This is a genomic window from Pseudomonas sp. S2_A10, assembly GCF_054668465.1.
In genome coordinates, this window is sequence record NZ_CP162773.1 from 1,130,855 (window position 1) to 1,149,685 (window position 18,831).

16 protein-coding genes and 1 pseudogene are annotated in these 18,831 nt (G+C 61.7%); 6 read left to right on the forward strand and 11 right to left on the reverse strand.

The annotated features are described in order from the left end of the window. Positions 1-9: 9 nt before the first annotated feature. Positions 10-1,533, forward strand: a complete 1,524-nt coding sequence (lnt, locus tag AB4N41_RS05205; protein ID WP_423665271.1) for an apolipoprotein N-acyltransferase — start codon at positions 10-12, stop codon at positions 1,531-1,533. 118 nt (positions 1,534-1,651) lie between these two features. Here lnt and AB4N41_RS05210 read toward each other — a convergent pair whose 3' ends face one another. Together AB4N41_RS05210 and AB4N41_RS05215 are read right to left on the reverse strand one after the other, a co-directional pair. After that, positions 1,652-2,413 (reverse strand): YdcF family protein, encoded by a 762-nt coding sequence (locus AB4N41_RS05210; RefSeq protein WP_150742306.1) that lies wholly within the window; start codon positions 2,411-2,413, stop codon positions 1,652-1,654. 104 nt (positions 2,414-2,517) lie between these two features. Continuing rightward, positions 2,518-2,841, reverse strand: a complete 324-nt coding sequence (locus AB4N41_RS05215; RefSeq protein ID WP_024014441.1) for a hypothetical protein — start codon at positions 2,839-2,841, stop codon at positions 2,518-2,520. A 255-nt stretch (positions 2,842-3,096) separates the two neighbouring features. Here AB4N41_RS05215 and leuS point away from each other — a divergent pair, with 255 nt between their 5' ends. From leuS to AB4N41_RS05240, 5 genes are all read left to right on the forward strand, one after another. Then, positions 3,097-5,703, forward strand: a complete 2,607-nt coding sequence (gene leuS / locus AB4N41_RS05220; protein WP_460138356.1) for a leucine--tRNA ligase — start codon at positions 3,097-3,099, stop codon at positions 5,701-5,703. 88 nt (positions 5,704-5,791) lie between these two features. Next, positions 5,792-6,397 carry an LPS-assembly lipoprotein LptE gene (locus AB4N41_RS05225; protein WP_122705975.1) on the forward strand — a complete coding sequence of 202 codons (606 nt, stop codon included), beginning with the start codon at positions 5,792-5,794 and terminating at the stop codon, positions 6,395-6,397. A 39-nt stretch (positions 6,398-6,436) separates the two neighbouring features. Further along, entirely contained in the window at positions 6,437-7,474 is a 1,038-nt protein-coding gene (gene holA / locus AB4N41_RS05230) for a DNA polymerase III subunit delta (RefSeq protein ID WP_041477726.1), read from the forward strand. A 182-nt stretch (positions 7,475-7,656) separates the two neighbouring features. Further along, positions 7,657-7,821, forward strand: coding sequence for an alternative ribosome rescue factor ArfA (gene arfA / locus AB4N41_RS05235; protein WP_095181898.1), 165 nt, complete (start codon positions 7,657-7,659; stop codon positions 7,819-7,821). Between the two features lie 61 nt (positions 7,822-7,882). Then, positions 7,883-9,205 (forward strand): lytic murein transglycosylase, encoded by a 1,323-nt coding sequence (locus tag AB4N41_RS05240; RefSeq protein ID WP_252876956.1) that lies wholly within the window; start codon positions 7,883-7,885, stop codon positions 9,203-9,205. 96 nt (positions 9,206-9,301) lie between these two features. Here the strand turns inward: AB4N41_RS05240 and AB4N41_RS05245 are convergent, their stop codons facing one another. The 9 genes and pseudogenes from AB4N41_RS05245 to mrdA all read right to left on the reverse strand — a co-directional run bounded on the left by AB4N41_RS05245 (position 9,302) and on the right by mrdA (position 18,826). Continuing rightward, a complete protein-coding gene (locus AB4N41_RS05245; RefSeq protein ID WP_252878954.1) occupies positions 9,302-10,249 on the reverse strand; it encodes a S66 peptidase family protein in 948 nt (315 codons plus the stop codon). A 132-nt stretch (positions 10,250-10,381) separates the two neighbouring features. After that, on the reverse strand, positions 10,382-11,380 hold the full coding sequence (lipA, locus tag AB4N41_RS05250) for a lipoyl synthase (RefSeq protein ID WP_160768663.1): 999 nt from the start codon (positions 11,378-11,380) through the stop codon (positions 10,382-10,384). A 25-nt stretch (positions 11,381-11,405) separates the two neighbouring features. Continuing rightward, the gene (lipB, locus tag AB4N41_RS05255; protein ID WP_076564273.1) at positions 11,406-12,053 is read right to left on the reverse strand and encodes a lipoyl(octanoyl) transferase LipB; all 648 of its coding nucleotides are present in this window, start codon (positions 12,051-12,053) and stop codon (positions 11,406-11,408) included. Continuing rightward, positions 12,053-12,328 carry a DUF493 domain-containing protein gene (locus AB4N41_RS05260; RefSeq protein ID WP_024014446.1) on the reverse strand — a complete coding sequence of 92 codons (276 nt, stop codon included), beginning with the start codon at positions 12,326-12,328 and terminating at the stop codon, positions 12,053-12,055. Before AB4N41_RS05260 ends, lipB begins: the two co-directional genes overlap by 1 nt. Positions 12,329-12,414: 86 nt before the next feature. After that, positions 12,415-13,572, reverse strand: a complete 1,158-nt coding sequence (locus AB4N41_RS05265) for a D-alanyl-D-alanine carboxypeptidase family protein (RefSeq protein WP_016773028.1) — start codon at positions 13,570-13,572, stop codon at positions 12,415-12,417. 187 nt (positions 13,573-13,759) lie between these two features. Further along, positions 13,760-14,768, reverse strand: a pseudogene (locus AB4N41_RS05270) (septal ring lytic transglycosylase RlpA family protein). After that, positions 14,768-15,778 (reverse strand): lytic murein transglycosylase B, encoded by a 1,011-nt coding sequence (gene mltB, locus AB4N41_RS05275; RefSeq protein ID WP_041477722.1) that lies wholly within the window; start codon positions 15,776-15,778, stop codon positions 14,768-14,770. Before mltB ends, AB4N41_RS05270 begins: the two are co-directional and overlap by 1 nt. 17 nt (positions 15,779-15,795) lie before the next feature. Continuing rightward, positions 15,796-16,899 (reverse strand): rod shape-determining protein RodA, encoded by a 1,104-nt coding sequence (rodA, locus tag AB4N41_RS05280; protein ID WP_050977864.1) that lies wholly within the window; start codon positions 16,897-16,899, stop codon positions 15,796-15,798. Positions 16,900-16,930: 31 nt separating this feature from the next. Next, positions 16,931-18,826 carry a penicillin-binding protein 2 gene (mrdA, locus tag AB4N41_RS05285; RefSeq protein WP_071173699.1) on the reverse strand — a complete coding sequence of 632 codons (1,896 nt, stop codon included), beginning with the start codon at positions 18,824-18,826 and terminating at the stop codon, positions 16,931-16,933. Positions 18,827-18,831: the final 5 nt, after the last annotated feature.

Here is an 18,831-nt window from a genome sequence, read left to right on the forward strand (position 1 = left end):
AGGACTGAAATGCGCTGGACAACCCGCCCCGGCTGGCCCGGTAACCTGCTGGCCGTGGCGGCCGGTGCAATCACCACATTCGCTCTCGCACCGTTCGACATCTGGCCGCTGGCATTGCTGGCGGTTGGTCTGTTCTATGCCGGTTTGCGTGAGCTGAGCCCGCGTCAGGCGCTCGGCCGTGGCTGGTGCTTCGGCTTCGGCCTGTTCGGTGCCGGCACCAGTTGGATCTATTACAGCATTCATCATTTCGGCGGCGCTTCGGTGTTGCTCGCCGGGTTCCTGATGCTGCTGTTCACCGCGGCGATTGCCTGGTTCTTCGCCCTGCCCGCGTGGCTGTGGGCGCGCTGGTTGCGGCGTAACGAAGCACCGCTGGCGGATGCCTTGGCGTTTGCGGCGTTGTGGGTTGGCCAGGAAGCCTTTCGCGGCTGGTTCCTCACCGGTTTCCCATGGCTTTATTCCGGTTACAGCCAGCTCGACGGCCCGCTGGCCGGGCTCGCGCCGGTGGGCGGCATGTGGCTGGTGTCGTTTGTCCTGGCACTTACCGCAGCGCTGATCTACAACGCGTCGCGCTTGTTGCACGCTCGTCGCAAGGTTTTCATCGCGGCCGGTCTGGTACTTCTGGCGGGGCCTTGGGTGGCGGGCATTGCCCTCAAGGGCCACGCGTGGACCAGCCCGTCCGGCGCACCGCTGACGGTCGCCGCGATTCAGGGCAATGTCGCGCAAAGCATGAAATGGGACCCGGCCGAACTCAACGCGCAACTGGCGCTGTACCGTGATCTGAGCTTCCGCTCCAAACCGGTCGATCTGCTGATCTGGCCGGAAACCGCCGTGCCGGTGTTGAAGGAGTCCGCCGAGGGCTACCTGACGATGATGGGCAACTTCGCCGCCGAGCGTAAGTCGGCGTTGATCACCGGTGTGCCGATCCGCCAGACCGTGCATCACGAACGGCGCTTCTTCAACGGCATCACCGTGGTCGGCGAAGGCGACGGCACTTACTTGAAGCAGAAACTGGTGCCGTTCGGCGAATACGTGCCGTTGCAGGATGTGTTGCGCGGTTTGATCGCGTTCTTCGACCTGCCGATGTCGGACTTCGCCCGCGGCCCGTCGGATCAAGCGCTCTTGCAAGCCAAGGGTTACCAGATTGCACCGTTCATCTGCTACGAGGTGGTCTATCCGGAATTCGCCGCCGGGCTGTCGGCACGCAGCGACCTGCTGCTGACGATCAGCAACGACACCTGGTTCGGCACGTCGATCGGCCCGCTGCAGCATTTACAGATGGCGCAGATGCGCGCGCTGGAGGCCGGACGCTGGATGATCCGCGCGACCAACAATGGCGTCACCGGCCTGATCAACCCGTTTGGGCAGATCACCGAACAGATTCCGCAGTTCGAACAAGGCGTGCTGTACGGCGAAGTGGTACCGATGCACGATCTGACGCCGTATCTGCAATGGCGCTCGTGGCCGTTGATCGCGTTGTGCCTGCTGCTGTTTGGCTGGGCGCTGATGGCCAGCCGGATGTCGAAGACCCTCTGAGAAATGTGGCGAGAGGATTTATCCCCGCTGGAGTGCGCAGCAGTCCTCTCTTCTGAAGGTAAGAGAGGGGGGCCGCTACGCGCCCCATCGGGGATAAATCCCCTCGCCACAATGATCTTCAGCGGTAAAACAACGAATACCCCACCTGCCCCACCGCTTCATTGAGCAATTGCCCGCTCTGCCAGATCGACTTGAATTCCGGCAACCAGCCGCCAAACGGCCGGGCGTTATCGGTACCGAGGAAACCCACCGGCGCCGGCACCACCTCGAAACCCGCCTGCTCAAAGCTCCACACCGCGCGCGGCATGTGCCACGCCTGCGTCACCACGACGACCCGCTTGATCCCCTGCGGCAAGAGGATATCTGCCGTCATCTTCGCGTTCTCCCATGTGGTACGACTCTCGCCTTCCTGCCAGCGCACCGTCACGGCGAAATCATCACGCAACGAATCTGCCATCAACTTCGCTTCGGTCGGCGGCGTGCCGTAGTGCAGGCCACCGCTGGTCAGAATCGGCAGGCCCGAGGCCTTGGCCAGGCGCGCCGCGTAACGCTGCCGCTCCAGTCCGATGCCGGTCGGCTGGTCTTCGCCCCAGGCGATGTCACCGCGCTCGCGTCCCGAGCCAAGCACCACAATCGCATCGGCACGTTGCGCCAGGGTCGTCCATTCTGACCGCGCCAGCGGCGGCTCACGCTCCAGCGCCTTGGCGCTCCACTGCACGACCACCGGCAGGCTCATCAGCAGCAGGCCACCAAATCCGACGGCAAAACACACGCCAGCCAGGCGTGGCCGCGAGCGGCGCAGCCACCAGGCGACCAGCAACAGCAGCAAAAGAATGCCGGGCGGCAATAAAAGTTGTTTGATGAAATAGCGAAAGGGCATCGGGCATCTCCAAAGATGCCCGAAGCCTAAGAGTGTTGATTACGAGTTACAACCAGTAGGCCGGATCCGGTTGCAAAAGATCCGTTTCATGACCTGCCATGCGCTTACTTGGCCTGTACAGAGCGCACCTTGCCGGTGTCTCTGCGCGGCGCCTTGTCCTTGAGCCAGATGACCTTGGCCGAATGTGCTGCATCGAGCTGCTTCACTGCTTGAGACAGGCATCCCTGCGTTTCACGTTCACTGCGATCCAGATAGGCCTTGACCAGTTTGAACTCGGCGGGGCTCAAGCCACGCAATTCCAGTTCCAGGGGGCGCTCGTCGCGCAGCCGGTCAGCGGTTTTCACGGCGTCCAGCGCCATGCCCAGACGATCGATCAACCTTTCATACAACTCGGGTTTCGTTACGTTCTTTTTCCGTTGCTCCACCATCCCTCACCTCATTGAAGATAAGACTCACTCCCCAATTAGAGCTTAGCTTCGCTGCACGAACCGGCTACACGCCGCGACCAACGGCCCTCGTCGTCCAAAAGGTCGGGCAAACAGCTGTAATCAGGGTTTCCCTCGGCCAAGCGCGGTCATGTATGCTACGGCGCTTCCTGTCATTCCACTTCCAGCGCACCCGGGCCATCCCGGATGCTGCCGTCGAAGAGGATTAGGCCACCCCTATCCAGTACAAAAGTAGCCATGCACGAACAATATCAGCCACGTGAGATCGAAGCCGCCGCCCAGTCGTTCTGGGATGAGCAAAAGTCCTTTGAAGTCAGTGAACAGCCAGGCAAGGAAACCTACTACTGCCTGTCGATGTTCCCTTACCCCAGCGGCAAGCTGCACATGGGCCACGTGCGCAACTACACCATTGGCGATGTGATCTCGCGCTACCAGCGCATGCAGGGCAAGAATGTTCTGCAGCCAATGGGTTGGGATGCGTTCGGCATGCCGGCGGAAAACGCCGCAATGAAAAACAACGTAGCGCCCGCCAAGTGGACCTACGAGAACATCGCCTACATGAAGTCGCAGCTGCGCAGCCTCGGCCTCGCGGTGGACTGGTCCCGTGAAGTGACCACCTGCAAGCCAGACTACTACCGCTGGGAACAATGGCTGTTCACGCGCCTGTTCGAAAAAGGCGTGATCTACCGCAAGAACGGCACCGTGAACTGGGACCCGGTCGACCAGACCGTTCTGGCCAACGAGCAAGTCATCGACGGCCGTGGCTGGCGCTCCGGGGCGCTGATCGAAAAGCGCGAAATCCCGATGTACTACTTCAAGATCACCGCTTACGCCGACGAGCTGCTGGAAAGTCTCGACGAACTGACTGGCTGGCCTGAACAGGTCAAGACCATGCAGCGCAACTGGATCGGCAAGTCCCGTGGCATGGAAGTGCAGTTCCCGTACAACGTCGATTCGATCGGCGAAGCCGGCACCCTGAAAGTCTTCACCACCCGTCCGGATACCCTGATGGGCGCGACCTACGTCGCCGTCGCTGCCGAGCACCCGCTGGCCACCCTGGCCGCGCAGAACAATCCCGAGCTGCAAGCGTTCATCGCTGAATGCAAGGGCGGCAGCGTTGCCGAAGCAGACGTCGCCACCCAGGAAAAGAAAGGCCTGCCGACCGGCCTGTTCGTCGAGCACCCGCTGACCGGCGAAAAGCTCCCGGTATGGGTCGCCAACTACGTGCTGATGCACTACGGCGACGGCGCGGTCATGGCGGTTCCGGCGCACGACGAGCGCGATTTCGAATTCGCTCACAAATACAACCTGCCGGTGAAATCGGTGGTGCGCACCAGCTCCGGTGACAGCAACCCGGCGCCGTGGCAGGACGCCTATGGCGAGCACGGCACGCTGATCAACTCCGGCGACTTTGACGGCCTCGACTTCGCCGGCGCGTTCGACGCAATGGAAGTAGCCCTGATCAAGAAACAACTGGGCGCCTCGCGCACCCAGTTCCGCCTGCGCGACTGGGGCATCAGCCGCCAGCGCTACTGGGGCTGCCCGATCCCGATCATCCATTGCGCCGCGTGCGGCGACGTGCCGGTGCCGGAAGATCAACTGCCGGTCGTGTTGCCGGAAGACGTGGTGCCGGACGGCGCCGGTTCGCCGCTGGCGCGCATGCCCGAGTTCTACGAATGCAGCTGCCCGAAATGCGGCGCGCCGGCCAAGCGTGAAACCGACACGATGGACACCTTCGTCGAGTCGTCGTGGTACTACGCCCGTTACGCCTCGCCGCATTTTGAAGGTGGCCTGGTAGAAAAATCCGCAGCCGATCACTGGCTGCCGGTGGATCAGTACATCGGTGGTATCGAACACGCCATTCTCCACCTGCTTTACGCGCGCTTCTTCCACAAGCTGATGCGTGACGAAGGTCTGGTCAGCTCCAATGAGCCGTTCAAGAACCTGCTGACCCAAGGCATGGTGATCGCCGAGACTTACTATCGTCGCGAAGCCAATGGCGCTTACACCTGGTTCAACCCGGCAGACGTGGAACTGGAGCGTGACAGCAAAGCCAAGGTGATTAGCGCCAAGCTGAAATCCGACGGCCTGCCGGTGGAAATCGGCGGTACCGAGAAGATGGCCAAGTCGAAGAACAACGGCGTCGACCCGCAGTCGATGATCGACCAGTTCGGCGCCGACACCTGCCGTCTGTTCATGATGTTCGCTTCGCCGCCTGACATGAGCGCGGAATGGTCCGATTCCGGCGTAGAAGGCTCGCACCGCTTCCTCAAGCGCGTCTGGCGTCTGGCGCAAGCCCACGTCACCCAGGGCTTGCCGGGCAAACTGGATATCGCCGCACTGAGCGACGAGCAGAAAACCGTGCGTCGTGCGATTCACCTGGCGATCAAGCAGGCCAGCCATGACGTCGGCCAGAACCACAAATTCAACACCGCCATCGCTCAGGTGATGACGCTGATGAATGTGCTGGAAAAAGCCGCCCAAGGCACCGAACAGGACCGCGCGCTGCTGCATGAAGGTCTGGAAGCGGTGACCCTGCTGCTGGCGCCAATCACCCCGCACATCAGCCACGAACTGTGGAAGCAGTTGGGTCACGCCGATGCGGTGATCGATGCAGGCTGGCCGGCCGTGGACGAAAGTGCCTTGGTGCAGGACAACCTGACCCTGGTCATTCAGGTCAACGGCAAGCTGCGCGGGCAGATCGAAATGCCGGCCAGCGCCACCCGCGAAGAGATCGAAGCCGCCGCGCGCGTCAACGAAAACGTGCTGCGTTTCGTCGACGGCCTGACCATTCGCAAAGTGATCGTGGTACCGGGCAAACTGGTCAACATCGTCGCGAGCTAAATTGGATCGGCTGCCAGGCTCGCCTGGCAGCCAGTAAAACCTTTCGGGCCGCAGAGTCGGCTCACCTGGTTTCAAGGGGAGCAACACAATGATCAAACGCAATCTGCTGGTGATGGGCCTCGCCGTTCTGCTGAGCGCCTGCGGTTTCCAGTTGCGTGGTACCGGCACCAACGAACTGTCGATCAAGGAAATCGACCTGAGCGCGCGTAACGCTTATGGCGAAACCGTAAGACAGCTGCGTCAGACGCTGGAGTCCAGCGGCGTCAAGGTTTACAGCGGCGCGCCGTACAAGCTGTATCTGGCTGACGAGCAGGAAAGCCAGCGCATTCTCAGCTATGCCGGTGCCGGGCGCACAGGCGAGTATCAGGTCAACACTGTGCTGAGCTATGACATCCGCGGCGACAAAGACCTGTCCCTGATCAGCGACAAGCTCGAAGTGCAGAAGGTGTTCATTCACGACGGCAACAACCTCGTCGGCTCCGATCAGGAAGCCAACGACGCCCGTCATGAAATCCGTCGCGAGCTGGTGCAACGCATGATGCTGCGCCTGTCGCAGCTGACCCCGGGCCAGTTGCAGCAACTGCAGCAAACCGCCAACGACCGCGCCAAGGCTGAAGCCGATGCGCTGGAAGCGGCGCAGAAGGCTGAGGCGGAAACTCCGCGTCAGTCGCCGCTCGAAATCCCGCAGCAGTAAGACGGCCGGGGCGCTCAGGCGCCCCGCTCGCCCTTCCTTATGAAGCTCGCTCCCGCGCAACTCGGCAAACACCTGCAAGGCGCACTCGCGCCGGTCTACATCATCAGCGGCGATGATCCGTTGCTGTGTCAGGAAGCCGCCGACGCCATCCGCACCGCTGCTCGCCAGCAAGGTTTCGACGAACGTCAGGTCTTCGCCGCCGACGCCAATTTCGATTGGGGTACGTTGCTGCAGGCCGGCGCAAGCATGTCGCTGTTCGCCGAAAAACGCCTGTTGGAACTGCGCCTGCCGTCCGGTAAGCCTGGCGATAAAGGCGCCGCCGCGCTGATCGAATACTGCTCGCGTCCTGCGGAAGACACGGTTCTGCTGATCAGCTTGCCGAAGCTCGATGGCAGCGCGCAGAAAACCAAGTGGGGCAAGGCACTGGTCGAAGGCCAACAGACCCAGTTCGTGCAGATCTGGCCGGTGGATGCCAATCAGCTGCCGAGCTGGATTCGTCAGCGCCTGTCCCAGGCAGGTCTGTCGGCCAGTCAGGACGCCGTCGAATTGATTGCCGCGCGTGTCGAAGGCAACCTGCTCGCCGCCGCACAGGAAATCGAAAAGCTCAAGTTGATGGCCGAAGGTGGGCAGATCACCGTCGAAACCGTGCAGGCCGCCGTGGCCGACAGTGCCCGGTTTGACGTGTTCGGCCTGACCGACGCGGTGCTCAACGGCGAACCGGCGCACGCGTTGCGCATGCTTGAGGGCCTGCGCGGCGAAGGCGTCGAGCCGCCAGTGATTCTCTGGGCATTGGCGCGGGAGTTGCGCCTGCTGGCCAACATCTCCCTGCAATACAGCCAGGGCACGCCACTGGACAAATGCTTCAGCCAGTCGAAACCGCCGGTCTGGGACAAGCGCAAGCCGCTGATGAGCAAGGCGCTGCAACGTTACTCGGCGCAACGCTGGGCACAGTTGCTGCTCGAAGCGCAGCGCATCGATGCGCAGATCAAGGGCCAGGCGGCGGGTTCACCGTGGATGAGCCTGAGTCGGTTGGCGCTGTTGATGGCTGGCCAGCGACTGTCTTTGCCTGCCGAGTAAGGCATTCAATCGGGTAGCGCCCATTCGCGAGCAGGCTCGCTCCCACAGGTGACCGCGTACCAATGTGGGAGCGAGCCTGCTCGCGAAAGCGCCAGAATATTCCTACGTATGAGCTACTGGACGGATGCGCCACATCGGCAGATTATTCCCGGCGCAAAACCCACCACGCCGAGAGAACCCTCATGAGCAAAAAGCCAGCAAAGCATGGCCCCAACAAGGCCAAATCCATCGTCGCCCAGCCCTTGTTCCGCAGCCGCCAGGAACGACCTTCCAAGGGCAAAGGCAGCTACCGCCGCGAAGCCTTCCGGTCTGACAACCGGGAGGCTTTTTACTTTCTGGCTGCCTGAAGCGCACTACCCCTCGCTCATGTTAAGGTCTGCACCTGATTCGTTTCCCCTGGAACTGTGCATGCCCACAAGTCTTTCCCGTCGTTGGCCCGTGCGCCAATTGATCGCTGCCTCCAGCTTCATCCTGCTTGTCGCCTGCGCGGAAAAACCCACCGCCGCCGATGCACAACCGCTTCAAGCCGCCCCGGTCACCACGGCCCCAGCGATCATTCCGCCGGTAGTGCCGTCCGCCGACCCGCTCGATATTCAACCGACCCAGACCTTTGCCGAATGGCAGGCGGGTTTCCGCAAGGACGCCCTCGCCGCCGGGATTCGCCCCGAGCTGTTCGATCAGGCATTTGCCAATATCAGCTTCGACGCCAGCGTGATTCGCGCCGATCGCAGTCAGCCGGAGTTTTCCCGCCCGGTGTGGGAATACCTCGACGGCGCACTGTCACCGCTGCGCGTACGCAAAGGCCAGGCGTTGATCATCCAGTACGCCGACATTCTGCAAAGCATCGAGCAGCGCTATGGCGTTGATCGCCAGGCGCTGGTGTCGGTGTGGGGCATGGAAAGCAATTTCGGCCAGTTCCAGGGCAGCAAGTCGGTGATCAATTCGCTGGCCACACTCGCCTACGAGGGGCGTCGTCCGGGCTTTGCTCACGCGCAACTGATCGCCGCCCTGCAGATTCTGCAACAGGGCGATATCACCCCGGAGAAGATGCTCGGTTCCTGGGCCGGCGCGATGGGCCAGACCCAGTTCATTCCGACCACTTACAACACCCACGCCGTGGACTTTGACGGTGACGGCCGCCGCGACATCTGGGGCAGCCCGGCCGATGCGCTGGCCTCGACCGCCCATTACCTGCAAAGCTCGGGCTGGCAGCGTGGCCAGCCGTGGGGTTTCGAAGTGCAATTGCCGAGCGGCTTCAACTACACCCTGGCCGATGGCGCGATTCGCAAAAGCGTCGCCGAATGGCGGCAACTGGGTGTGAACCTGCCCAATGGTGCGCAGGTGCCAGCCGGCTCCGAACATCTGTCCGCTGCCCTGCTGCTGCCAGCCGGTTATCGCGGCCCGGCGTTCCTGATCCTCGACAACTTCCGGGCGATTCTCAAGTACAACAATTCGTCGTCGTATGCGCTGGCGGTGAGCCTGTTGTCCGAGCGTTTCGAAGGAGCGGGCCTGATCAATGGCGACTGGCCGAAAGATGATCTGCCGCTAAGCCGCACCGAACGCATCGAACTGCAGACGCTATTGAGCGCGCGTAATTACGACGCTGGCACGGCGGACGGGATTATCGGCGCCAATACGCGCAAAGCGATTCGCAGTGCCCAGCAGGCGCTGGGCTGGCCGGCGGATGGTTATCCGACGCACAAGTTGCTTGAGAGCCTGCGCGCCCAATAGAGCAAATCAAAAGATCGCAGCCTTCGGCAGCTCCTACAGGACGATCATCAATCCCATGTAGGAGCTGCCGAAGGCTGCGATCTTTTGCCTCCCGAATTATCGGATGACCACATCCTGCTCCAGCAGCAACTCCTGCTTCCCTGCATCCAGGCGCACCAGCGCGCCCAACGGCAGTGTCAGGTTCGGGTCGCAATGGCCACTGCGCCAACCCGACAGCACCGGAATTCGCAACGGCTCAAAGGTTTGCTTGAGCAGGCGATTCAGCGCGTTGACCTCCACTCCGGCGATATCACCGACCAGCACACCGCGCAGTCTGGCCAGCTTGCCGGCCAGACGCATCTGGGTCAGCAACCGATCAATCCGATACAGCGGCTCGTTGATGTCTTCGATAAACAGAATCACCCCTTCGACATCAATCTCGTAGGGCGTGCCGAGGGTTGCAGCAATCATCGCCAGATTGCCGCCAAGCAGCCGCCCGTGAGCGATGCCCGGTTCGACGGTTGATAATGGATAAGCCGCCGGATGGCTCAGCACACTCCCTGACTTCATTTGCCCGCGCAGCATGGCGAAGAATGAGGTGACGGTAGGCGGTTCCTTGTCGCCCAGCAGGTCGGCATTGAGCAGCGGCCCGTGAAAGGTCACAAATCCGGCGTAGCGACTGATGGCCAGGTGCAGCGCGGTGATATCGCTGTAGCCGATAAAGGGTTTGGCGTGCCGGCTGAGCAGGTCGTAATCGATTCGGTCCAGCAGGCGCGGCGTGCCGTAGCCGCCGCGCAGGCAAATGATCGCGTCGACTTCAGGATCAGCGAATGCCGCGTGCAGATCGCGCAGGCGTACGTCGTCACTGCCAGCCAGATAGCCGTCCTTCTCATAGACACCCGGAAACACCTTCAGCCCATAGCCGCGCGCGCGCATCCATTGCAGCGCTTTTTCAGTGTCGAGGGCGCCGGGGCCGGCAGGCGCGATGACGCCGATCGTCCCTTCGGAGGGCAGCGCCAGTACGGCTCGGTGGGCAACGAGGGTGTGGCTCGGTCGAACGGTCATCCTTGGGCTCCAGCGGTAAAGTCATGCACACACAGTAGACAGCTCAAGAGGCAAACAAAAGCCCCTTGTCTCAGGCAAAAAAATGCCCGCCGAGGAACCGTCCTCGGCGGGCATTTTTACATCAGCAGTGAATCAGGAACCCAGCAGCTCGGCCTTGACCAGCTTCGCCTGCTCGTCGGCGTGGTACGAGGAACGTACCAGCGGGCCAGACGCAACGTTCTTGAAGCCCATCTTGTAACCTTCTTCGGCGAACCAGGCGAAGGTGTCCGGGTGCACAAAACGCTGCACCGGCAAGTGGCTGCGCGACGGCTGCAGGTATTGACCGAGGGTCAGCATGTCGATGTCGTGTTCGCGCATGCGCTTCATGACTTCGATGACTTCTTCGTCAGTCTCGCCCAGACCCAGCATCAGGCCGGATTTGGTCGGGATATGCGGCATCATCTGCTTGAAGCGTTGCAGCAGGGTCAGCGACCACTGGTAGTCCGAACCCGGACGCGCAGCCTTGTACAGGCGTGGCACGGTTTCCAGGTTGTGGTTGAACACATCCGGCGGCTCGGCAGCGGTGATTTCCAGGGCGATGTCCATGCGGCCACGGTAGTCCGGGACCAGGGTCTCGAGCTGCACGTTCGGCGACAATTTGCGGATTTCGCGGATGCAGTCGGCGAAGTGCTGGGCACCGCCATCACGCAGGTCGTCGCGGTCCACCGAAGTGATCACCACGTACTTGAGCTTGAGGTCGGCGATGGCGATGGCCAGGCTTTCCGGCTCGTTGACGTCCAGTGGCTTCGGACGACCGTGGCCAACGTCGCAGAACGGGCAACGACGGGTGCAGATGTCGCCCATGATCATGAAGGTTGCGGTGCCGCCGGAGAAGCATTCGCCGAGGTTCGGGCAGGACGCTTCTTCGCAGACACTGTGCAGCTTGTGCTTGCGCAGCAGGCTCTTGATGCGGTCGACTTCCGGCGAAACCGGGATGCGCACGCGGATCCAGTCGGGTTTCTTCGGCAGTTCGGTAGTCGGGATGATCTTGACCGGGATGCGTGCAACCTTCTCGGCGCCGCGCAGCTTGACGCCGGCTTCAACCTTGGGACGCGGGGCCGGGCGCTCGGTCACGTCGAGCGTCGGGATCATGGTTTGCACTGCATCAGTAGTCATATCAGTCGATTCCGCCCGTAAGGGTCGTCTGCTCAGCATAGTCGAGGTGTTTGACGAGCTGCGCGCGCAGCCGGGCACTTACCTCGGCAAATTCAATCGATCCTGCGTGATCGCTCAGCTGGGTCATGGCCAGCCCGGCGTAGCCGCAGGGATTAATCCGTCGAAACGGTTCCAGGTTCATATCCACGTTCAGGGCCAGGCCATGAAAGGAACAACCGTGGCGAATGCGCAAACCCAGAGAAGCGATTTTCGCTCCATCGACGTACACGCCGGGAGCATCTGGCTTGGCGGCGGCGCTAACGCCGTAGCTGGCCAGCAGTTCGATGAGGCAGGCTTCCATGCGGCTGACCAGATCGCGCACGCCGAAACCCAGCTTGCGCACATCCAGTAACAGATAGGCCACCAGTTGCCCGGGGCCATGATAAGTCACTTGGCCGCCACGATCGACCTGCACCACCGGAATATCTCCCGGCAGCAACAGATGCTCGGCCTTGCCGGCCTGGCCCTGGGTGAACACCGGCGGGTGTTCGACGAGCCAGATCTCGTCGGCTGCAGCATTGCCGCGTTCGTTGGTAAAGCGCTGCATGGCATGCCAGACCGGCTCGTAAGCCATCTGGCCCAGCTCGCGAAAGCCCAGCGTGCCGTGCATCACAACACCATGTGCACGATGCCGGAAGCCCGCAGTTCGCTGTTGATGTTGTACAGCTGATCCTGGTCGGTGGCGACGATGTGCAACTGGATGGTGGTGTACTTGCCGTTGCTGCTTTGACGCTCGTCGATGCGCTCATCATTGATGGTCGCGTGTTTCAGGACGATCGCGATGATCTTGTCCTTGTTGCCAACACCCGTATCGCTGATCACCTTGATCGGATAATCAGTCTGGGGGAATTCGATCTTTGGCGCCTTTACTTCGGTATCGGTCATGGCGTAACGGCCTCTATAGCGCAAGCCGTGGTAACGCACATGGCCCCGCACCGGATCGGGGCGGGGCCATGCAGGTCAACACAAAATCAGTTGAACAAGCCGTAGAAGAATAGACGGATGCTATCCCACATGCGGCGGAAGATACCACCCTCCTCGACGCCGTCCAGAGCGATCAGGTCAGCGCTGTGCACCACCTTGTCTTCCAGTTTGACTTCGACTTTACCGATCACGTCGCCCTTGGCGATTGGCGCAACCAGTTGCGGGTTCATGGTCATGCTGGCAGCGAGCTTCTTCAGCTGGCCTTTTGGCAGAGTCATGGTCAGGTCTTGCGCCAGACCGGCCTTGACCTGGCTGGTGGTGCCTTTCCATACCGGCGCCTGCGCCAGTTCAGTGCCCTTCTGGTAGAAGGTCTGGGTTTCGAAGAAGCGGAAACCATAGGTCAGCAACTTCTGGGTTTCAGCGGCGCGAGCCACTTCGCTGTTGGTACCGAACACCACGGCGATCAGGCGCTGGCCATCACGTACAGCCGAGGACACCATGCAGTAGCCGGCTTCATCGGTGTGGCCGGTTTTCAGACCGTCAACGGTCTTGTCGCGCCACAGCAGCAGGTTGCGGTTAGGCTGCTTGATGCCGTTCCAGAAGAACTCTTTCTGCGAGTAGATCGCATAGTGAGCCGGGTCTTCGTGGATGATCGCACGGGCCAGGATCGCCATGTCGTGCGCCGACGAGTAGTGCTCAGGGTTTGGCAGACCGGTCGGGTTCATGAAGTGGGTATTGGTCATGCCCAGTTCGGTGACGGTCTTGTTCATCAGATCGGCGAACGCGTCTTCGCTGCCGGCGATGTGCTCGGCCAGGGCGACGCTGGCGTCGTTACCCGACTGGATGATGATGCCGTGCAGCAGGTCGCTGACAGTCACCTGCGAACCGACCTTGATGAACATCCGCGAACCGCCGGTGCGCCAGGCGTTTTCGCTGACGGTCACCGGATCGTTTTCACCGATCTGGCCGCGACGGATTTCCAGGGTCGCGATGTAGGCGGTCATCAGCTTGGTCAGGCTGGCCGGTGGCAGACGCTGGTCGCCGTTGTTTTCGACCAGCACGTTGCCGCTGCTGGCGTCCATCAGAACATAGGCCTTGGCGGCCAGTTGCGGTGGCGACGGCATCATCTCGGCCGCGAAGGCGGCTGGCGAGAGGAGCAGCGGGACTAGCAGACACAGGCGTTTGGCAAAGGTGGTGATGTTCATCCGTCTCTCGAAATCGCTAATGGAAACTTGCCCGAAGGCAAAACTTATTCAGACAGCCTTCTAACGGGCCATCGCGTGTTCAGTTGCTCACTCCAGTCACCCTTGCCGGGCTTTTGTTCTTCGACGAGCCAACAACCTGGTTCACCCCCCGAATACCGCAAGTGAACCGTCAATCAAGGTCTACGTGTTACTCGGTGACCACGCTGGGCGAACCCAGATTGGCCAGCCGCACACTGTTCTGCACCTGGGCGATCTCACCCGGCGAGCCGATCGGCCCCAGGCGTACCCGGTGCAGGGTCTGCTGATTGCGCACGATCGAGCTGATGAACACCGGCGCGCTCACCATCCCGCTGAGCTTCGACCTCAGCAGCTCGGCAGCGTCCGGGTTGGCGAACGCGCCCACCTGCAGATACTGGCCAGACGCTGGTGCAGAAGCGTTTTTTTGCATCGATCTGCACGGGCACCACGGCCGCGGCGTGTTGCTGCGGCGGCGGCGTCCATTGCTCGACGGTACCGGCCGACGCGGTGATGACCGGGGCGCTATTCTGCGCCACTTGCGGCTCATTGAGCATCAGCGGCGCCGGACGGCCCTTGGCCGCCCACCACTGCTGCGGATCGATGCCTTCGACCTTGACCCGTGCGGTGCCGGTTTCGGCATAGCCGAGCTTCTTCGCCGCAGCATAAGACAAGTCAATGATTCGATCGGAATAGAACGGCCCACGGTCGTTGACGCGCAGGATCACGGTCTTGTTGTTGTCCAGGTTGGTCACCCGAACGTAACTTGGCAGCGGCAAGGTCTTGTGCGCGGCACTCATGCCGTACAGGTCATACACTTCGCCGTTGGCGGTGTTCTGGCCATGGAACTTGGTGCCGTACCAGGACGCTGTGCCCGAAGCCACGTAGGTCTTGGATTCCTGCAACGGAAAGTAGGTCTTGCCCAGCACGGTGTACGGATTGGCCTTGTACGGGCCGGTGTGCAGGGTCGGTGTCGCATCCGGGATGCGCGAAACATCGACATCCCACCAAGGCGCGCCGTCTTTGTGCGCGCGGTTGATGTCCAGGCCCGGTTGGGCGCGGACAGCGGTGGACGGGGTTTTCTGCGTCGGCGTGCGGCTGGTCGTGCAACTGGCGACCAGGACTGCCAACGCAGCGAAAGCCACCAGCTTCAGGGGTTTATTGTTAGGCAATGCCTGCATTACTTGACGCCCCGTGCTTGTACCAGCTGTTCAGACAGTTGATGTACGGCCATGGCGTACATCACGCTGCGGTTATAACGCGTGATCGCGTAGAAATTCTGCAGGCCCATCCAGTATTCAGGGCCGTTGTCGCCTTCGAGGCGAAATGCGGTAACCGGCATATCATCGCGCAGCGCATCATGACTTGACCAGCCCAGCGCCCGCAACTCTGCGACCGTTTTCACCGGTTCGATACCAGTAGTCAGGCCTTCATCAACCTGCTCGCCGCGTACATCGGCACGGCTGACCACCGGTTCGCCGGCGACCCAGCCGTGACGCTTGAAGTAGCTGGCGACGCTGCCAATGGCATCGTCCGGGTTGTTCCAGATATTGATGTGGCCGTCACCGTCGAAATCCACCGCGTAGGCGCGAAAGCTGCTCGGCATGAACTGCGGCAGGCCCATGGCCCCGGCGTACGAGCCTTTCAGGGTCAGTGGATCGACCTGCTCTTCGCGGGCCAGCAGCAGGAACTCACGCAGTTCCTTGCGGAAAAATTCGGCACGGGGAGGATAGTCGAAGCCGAGGGTCGATAAAGCATCGATCACGCGGAAATTACCGGTATTACGTCCGAAAAAGGTCTCGACGCCGATGATCGACACGATCACTTGTGCCGGCACGCCGTATTCCTGCTCGGCACGGGCCAGGGTCGCCTCGTGCTGACGCCAGAAGTCGACACCACGGGCGATGCGCGCGTCGGTGATGAACATCGGACGATATTCGTTCCACTGCTTGACCCGTTCGGCGGGTCTGGAGATGGCGTCGAGAATCGACTGCTTGCGCTGCGCCTCGCGGAACACACCCATCAGTTGTTCACCGGCGAAACCGTAGTCGCGGGTCATTTCGCCGACGAATTCGGCCACCTGCGGCGAGCCTTCATAGTCGCCGGCCAGCGCTTCCTGCACGCTCCCCAGCAGGCCCACCAGGCCAACCAGCGGCGCGCATCGAGTCGCCCAGCCACGCATTACTTGCATTGCACTCTTCACCTTATTCAAACCTGTGCGATCCACTTGCGATGGGTATGGATCGACATCAAAACCCCAAACGCTGACAGCAACGTCACCAGCGAAGTTCCTCCGTAGCTAATGAACGGCAACGGCACCCCCACGACCGGTAACAGGCCACTGACCATACCGATGTTGACGAAAACGTAAACAAAAAAAGTCATGGTCAACGCGCCGGCGAGCAATTTGCCGAACAGCGTTTGCGCCTGAGCGGTGATCACCAGCCCGCGACCGATCAACAACAGATAGATCAGCAGCAGCGCGCAAATCCCCACCAGACCGAACTCTTCGCCAAGCACGGCAATGATGAAGTCGGTGTGGCTTTCCGGGAGAAAGTCCAGGTGTGACTGGGTGCCGAGCAGCCAGCCTTTGCCGAATACGCCACCGGAACCGATCGCGGCTTTCGACTGGATGATGTTCCAGCCGGTGCCGAGCGGATCGCTTTCCGGGTCGAGGAAAGTCAGGACACGCTGCTTCTGATAGTCGTGCATGACGAAGAACCACATCGCCACCGACACCGGCACCGCCGCCGCCAATACGCTGAGAATCCAGCGCCAGCGCAGGCCGCCCATGAACAGGACGAAGGCGCCACCGGCAAGAATCAGCAACGAGGTACCGAGATCCGGCTGGCGCACGATCAGAATGAACGGCACGCCAATCAGCATCAGGCTGATGCCGACGTGCTTGAGCTGCGGCGGCAAGGTGCGTTTGGACAGATACCAGGCGATGGTCGCCGGCATCAGGATCTTCATGAACTCCGAGGGCTGGAAGCGGATCACCCCGGGGATGTTGATCCAGCGCGTGGCGCCCATGGCGTTGTGGCCCATGATGTCGACGACGATCAGCAATATCACGCCGATCACGTAACCGAGCGGCACCCAGCGCGCCATGAAACGCGGTTCGAACTGGGCGATGACGATCATCGCCACCAGACCGATGCCGAACGACGTGGCCTGCTTGCCGAGCAGGTCCCAGCTCTTGCCGCTGGCCGAATACAGCACGAACAGGCTGCCGGCGGCGAGGATCAGCAACAGGATCAACAGCGGGCCATCGATATGCAGTCTTTGCAGCAACGTCGCGCGGCGACGCATCACATCCTCGCTGGAGAGCATGCGATCGAAGTTATTCATCACGGGCCGGGGCCTCCGCAGTGATAGGGCTGGCGTACTCGGCTTTCAGGTGGCCGTCCTGGTCGAGCAACCAGGCGTCCATGACCTGGCGCACCACGGGCGCGGCAACGCCGGAACCGGACTCACCGTTCTCGACCATCACCGACACGACGATTTTCGGATCATCGGCCGGGGCGAAGCCGACGAACAGGGCGTGGTCGCGGTGGCGTTCCTGGACCTTGGAGCGGTCGTATTTCTCGCCCTGCTTGATCGCCACCACCTGCGCGGTACCGGACTTGCCGGCGATGCGGTATTGCGCGCCGATCGCCGCTTTGCGCGCGGTGCCACGGGCACCGTGCATCACCTGCTGCATGCCGTGGTTGACCTTGTTCCAGTCGGACGGGTCGCGCAGGACGATGTTCGGCATCGGGTTTTCATCCACCGGCTTCACCCCGTCGAGGGACTTGGCCAGGTGCGGACGGTTCCAGATGCCTTTGTTGGCCACCAGCGCCGTGGCCTGGGCCAATTGCAGCGGCGTCGACTGCATGTAGCCCTGGCCGATCCCGAGAATCAGGGTTTCGCCGGGGAACCACGCCTGTTTGCGCGTCGCGCGTTTCCATTCGCGCGACGGCATCAGGCCCGGGGATTCTTCGAACATGTCCAGCGAGACCTTCTGGCCGATGCCGAACTTGTTCATATAGGTCGACAGCCGATCGATGCCGAGCTTGTGCGCCAGGTCATAGAAGTAGGTGTCGTTGGACCGCATGATCGCCGTGTCGAGGTCGACGAAGCCGTCACCGGTACGGTTCCAGTTGCGATACTTGTGGTCGTAGTTGGGCAGCATGTAATAGCCCGGGTCGAACACCCGGCTCGAAGCCGTGACTACGCCAGCGTCGAGACCGGCAATTGCCACCGCCGGTTTGATCGTCGAGCCCGGCGGGTACAGACCGCGCAGCACGCGGTTGAACAACGGCCGGTCGATGGAATCGCGCAACTCGGCGTAGGCCTTGAAGCTGATACCGGTGACGAACAGGTTGGGGTCGAAGCTCGGCTGACTGACCATCGCCAGCACTTCGCCGGTTTTCGGATCGAGCGCCACCACCGCGCCACGTCGCCCGCCCAGCGCGGCCTCGGCGGCTTCCTGCAACTTGATGTCGAGGCTCAGGACGATGTCCTTGCCGGGAATCGGATCGGTGCGTTTGAGCACGCGCAATACGCGGCCACGGGCGTTGGTCTCGACTTCCTCGTAACCGACCTGACCGTGCAATTCCGGCTCGTAGAAACGCTCGATGCCGGTCTTGCCGATGTGGTGGGTGCCGCTGTAGTTGACCGGATCCAGCGACTTCAGCTCTTTCTCGTTGATCCGCCCCATGTAGCCCACCGAATGCGCAAAATGCGCGCCCTGCGGGTAATGCCGGACCAGTTGCGCGACCACTTCCACCCCGGGCAGGCGGAACTGGTTCACCGCAATGCGGGCGATCTGCTCTTCGGTCAGCTCGAACAGGATCGGCACCGGCTCGAACGGCCGACGGCCCTGACGCATGCGTTTCTCGAAGATCACCCGGTCCTCGGGCGTCAGCTCCAGCACCTCGACGATGACGTCGAGCACCTGTTGCCAGTCGCCGGAGCGCTCGCGGGTCATGCTCAGGCTGAAGCTCGGCCGGTTGTCGGCCACGACCACGCCGTTGCGATCGAAAATCAGCCCGCGCGTCGGCGGAATCGGCTGCACGTGGACGCGGTTGTTTTCCGACAGGGTCGAGTGGTACTCGTACTGGATCACCTGCAGGTAATACAGACGCGCGATCAGCACACAGATCAGCGCCACGATCACGATCGCACCGAACACGACACGGCTGCGCACCAGACGGGCGTCCTTTTCGTGGTCCTTGATGCGGATCGGCTGAGACATGAGGG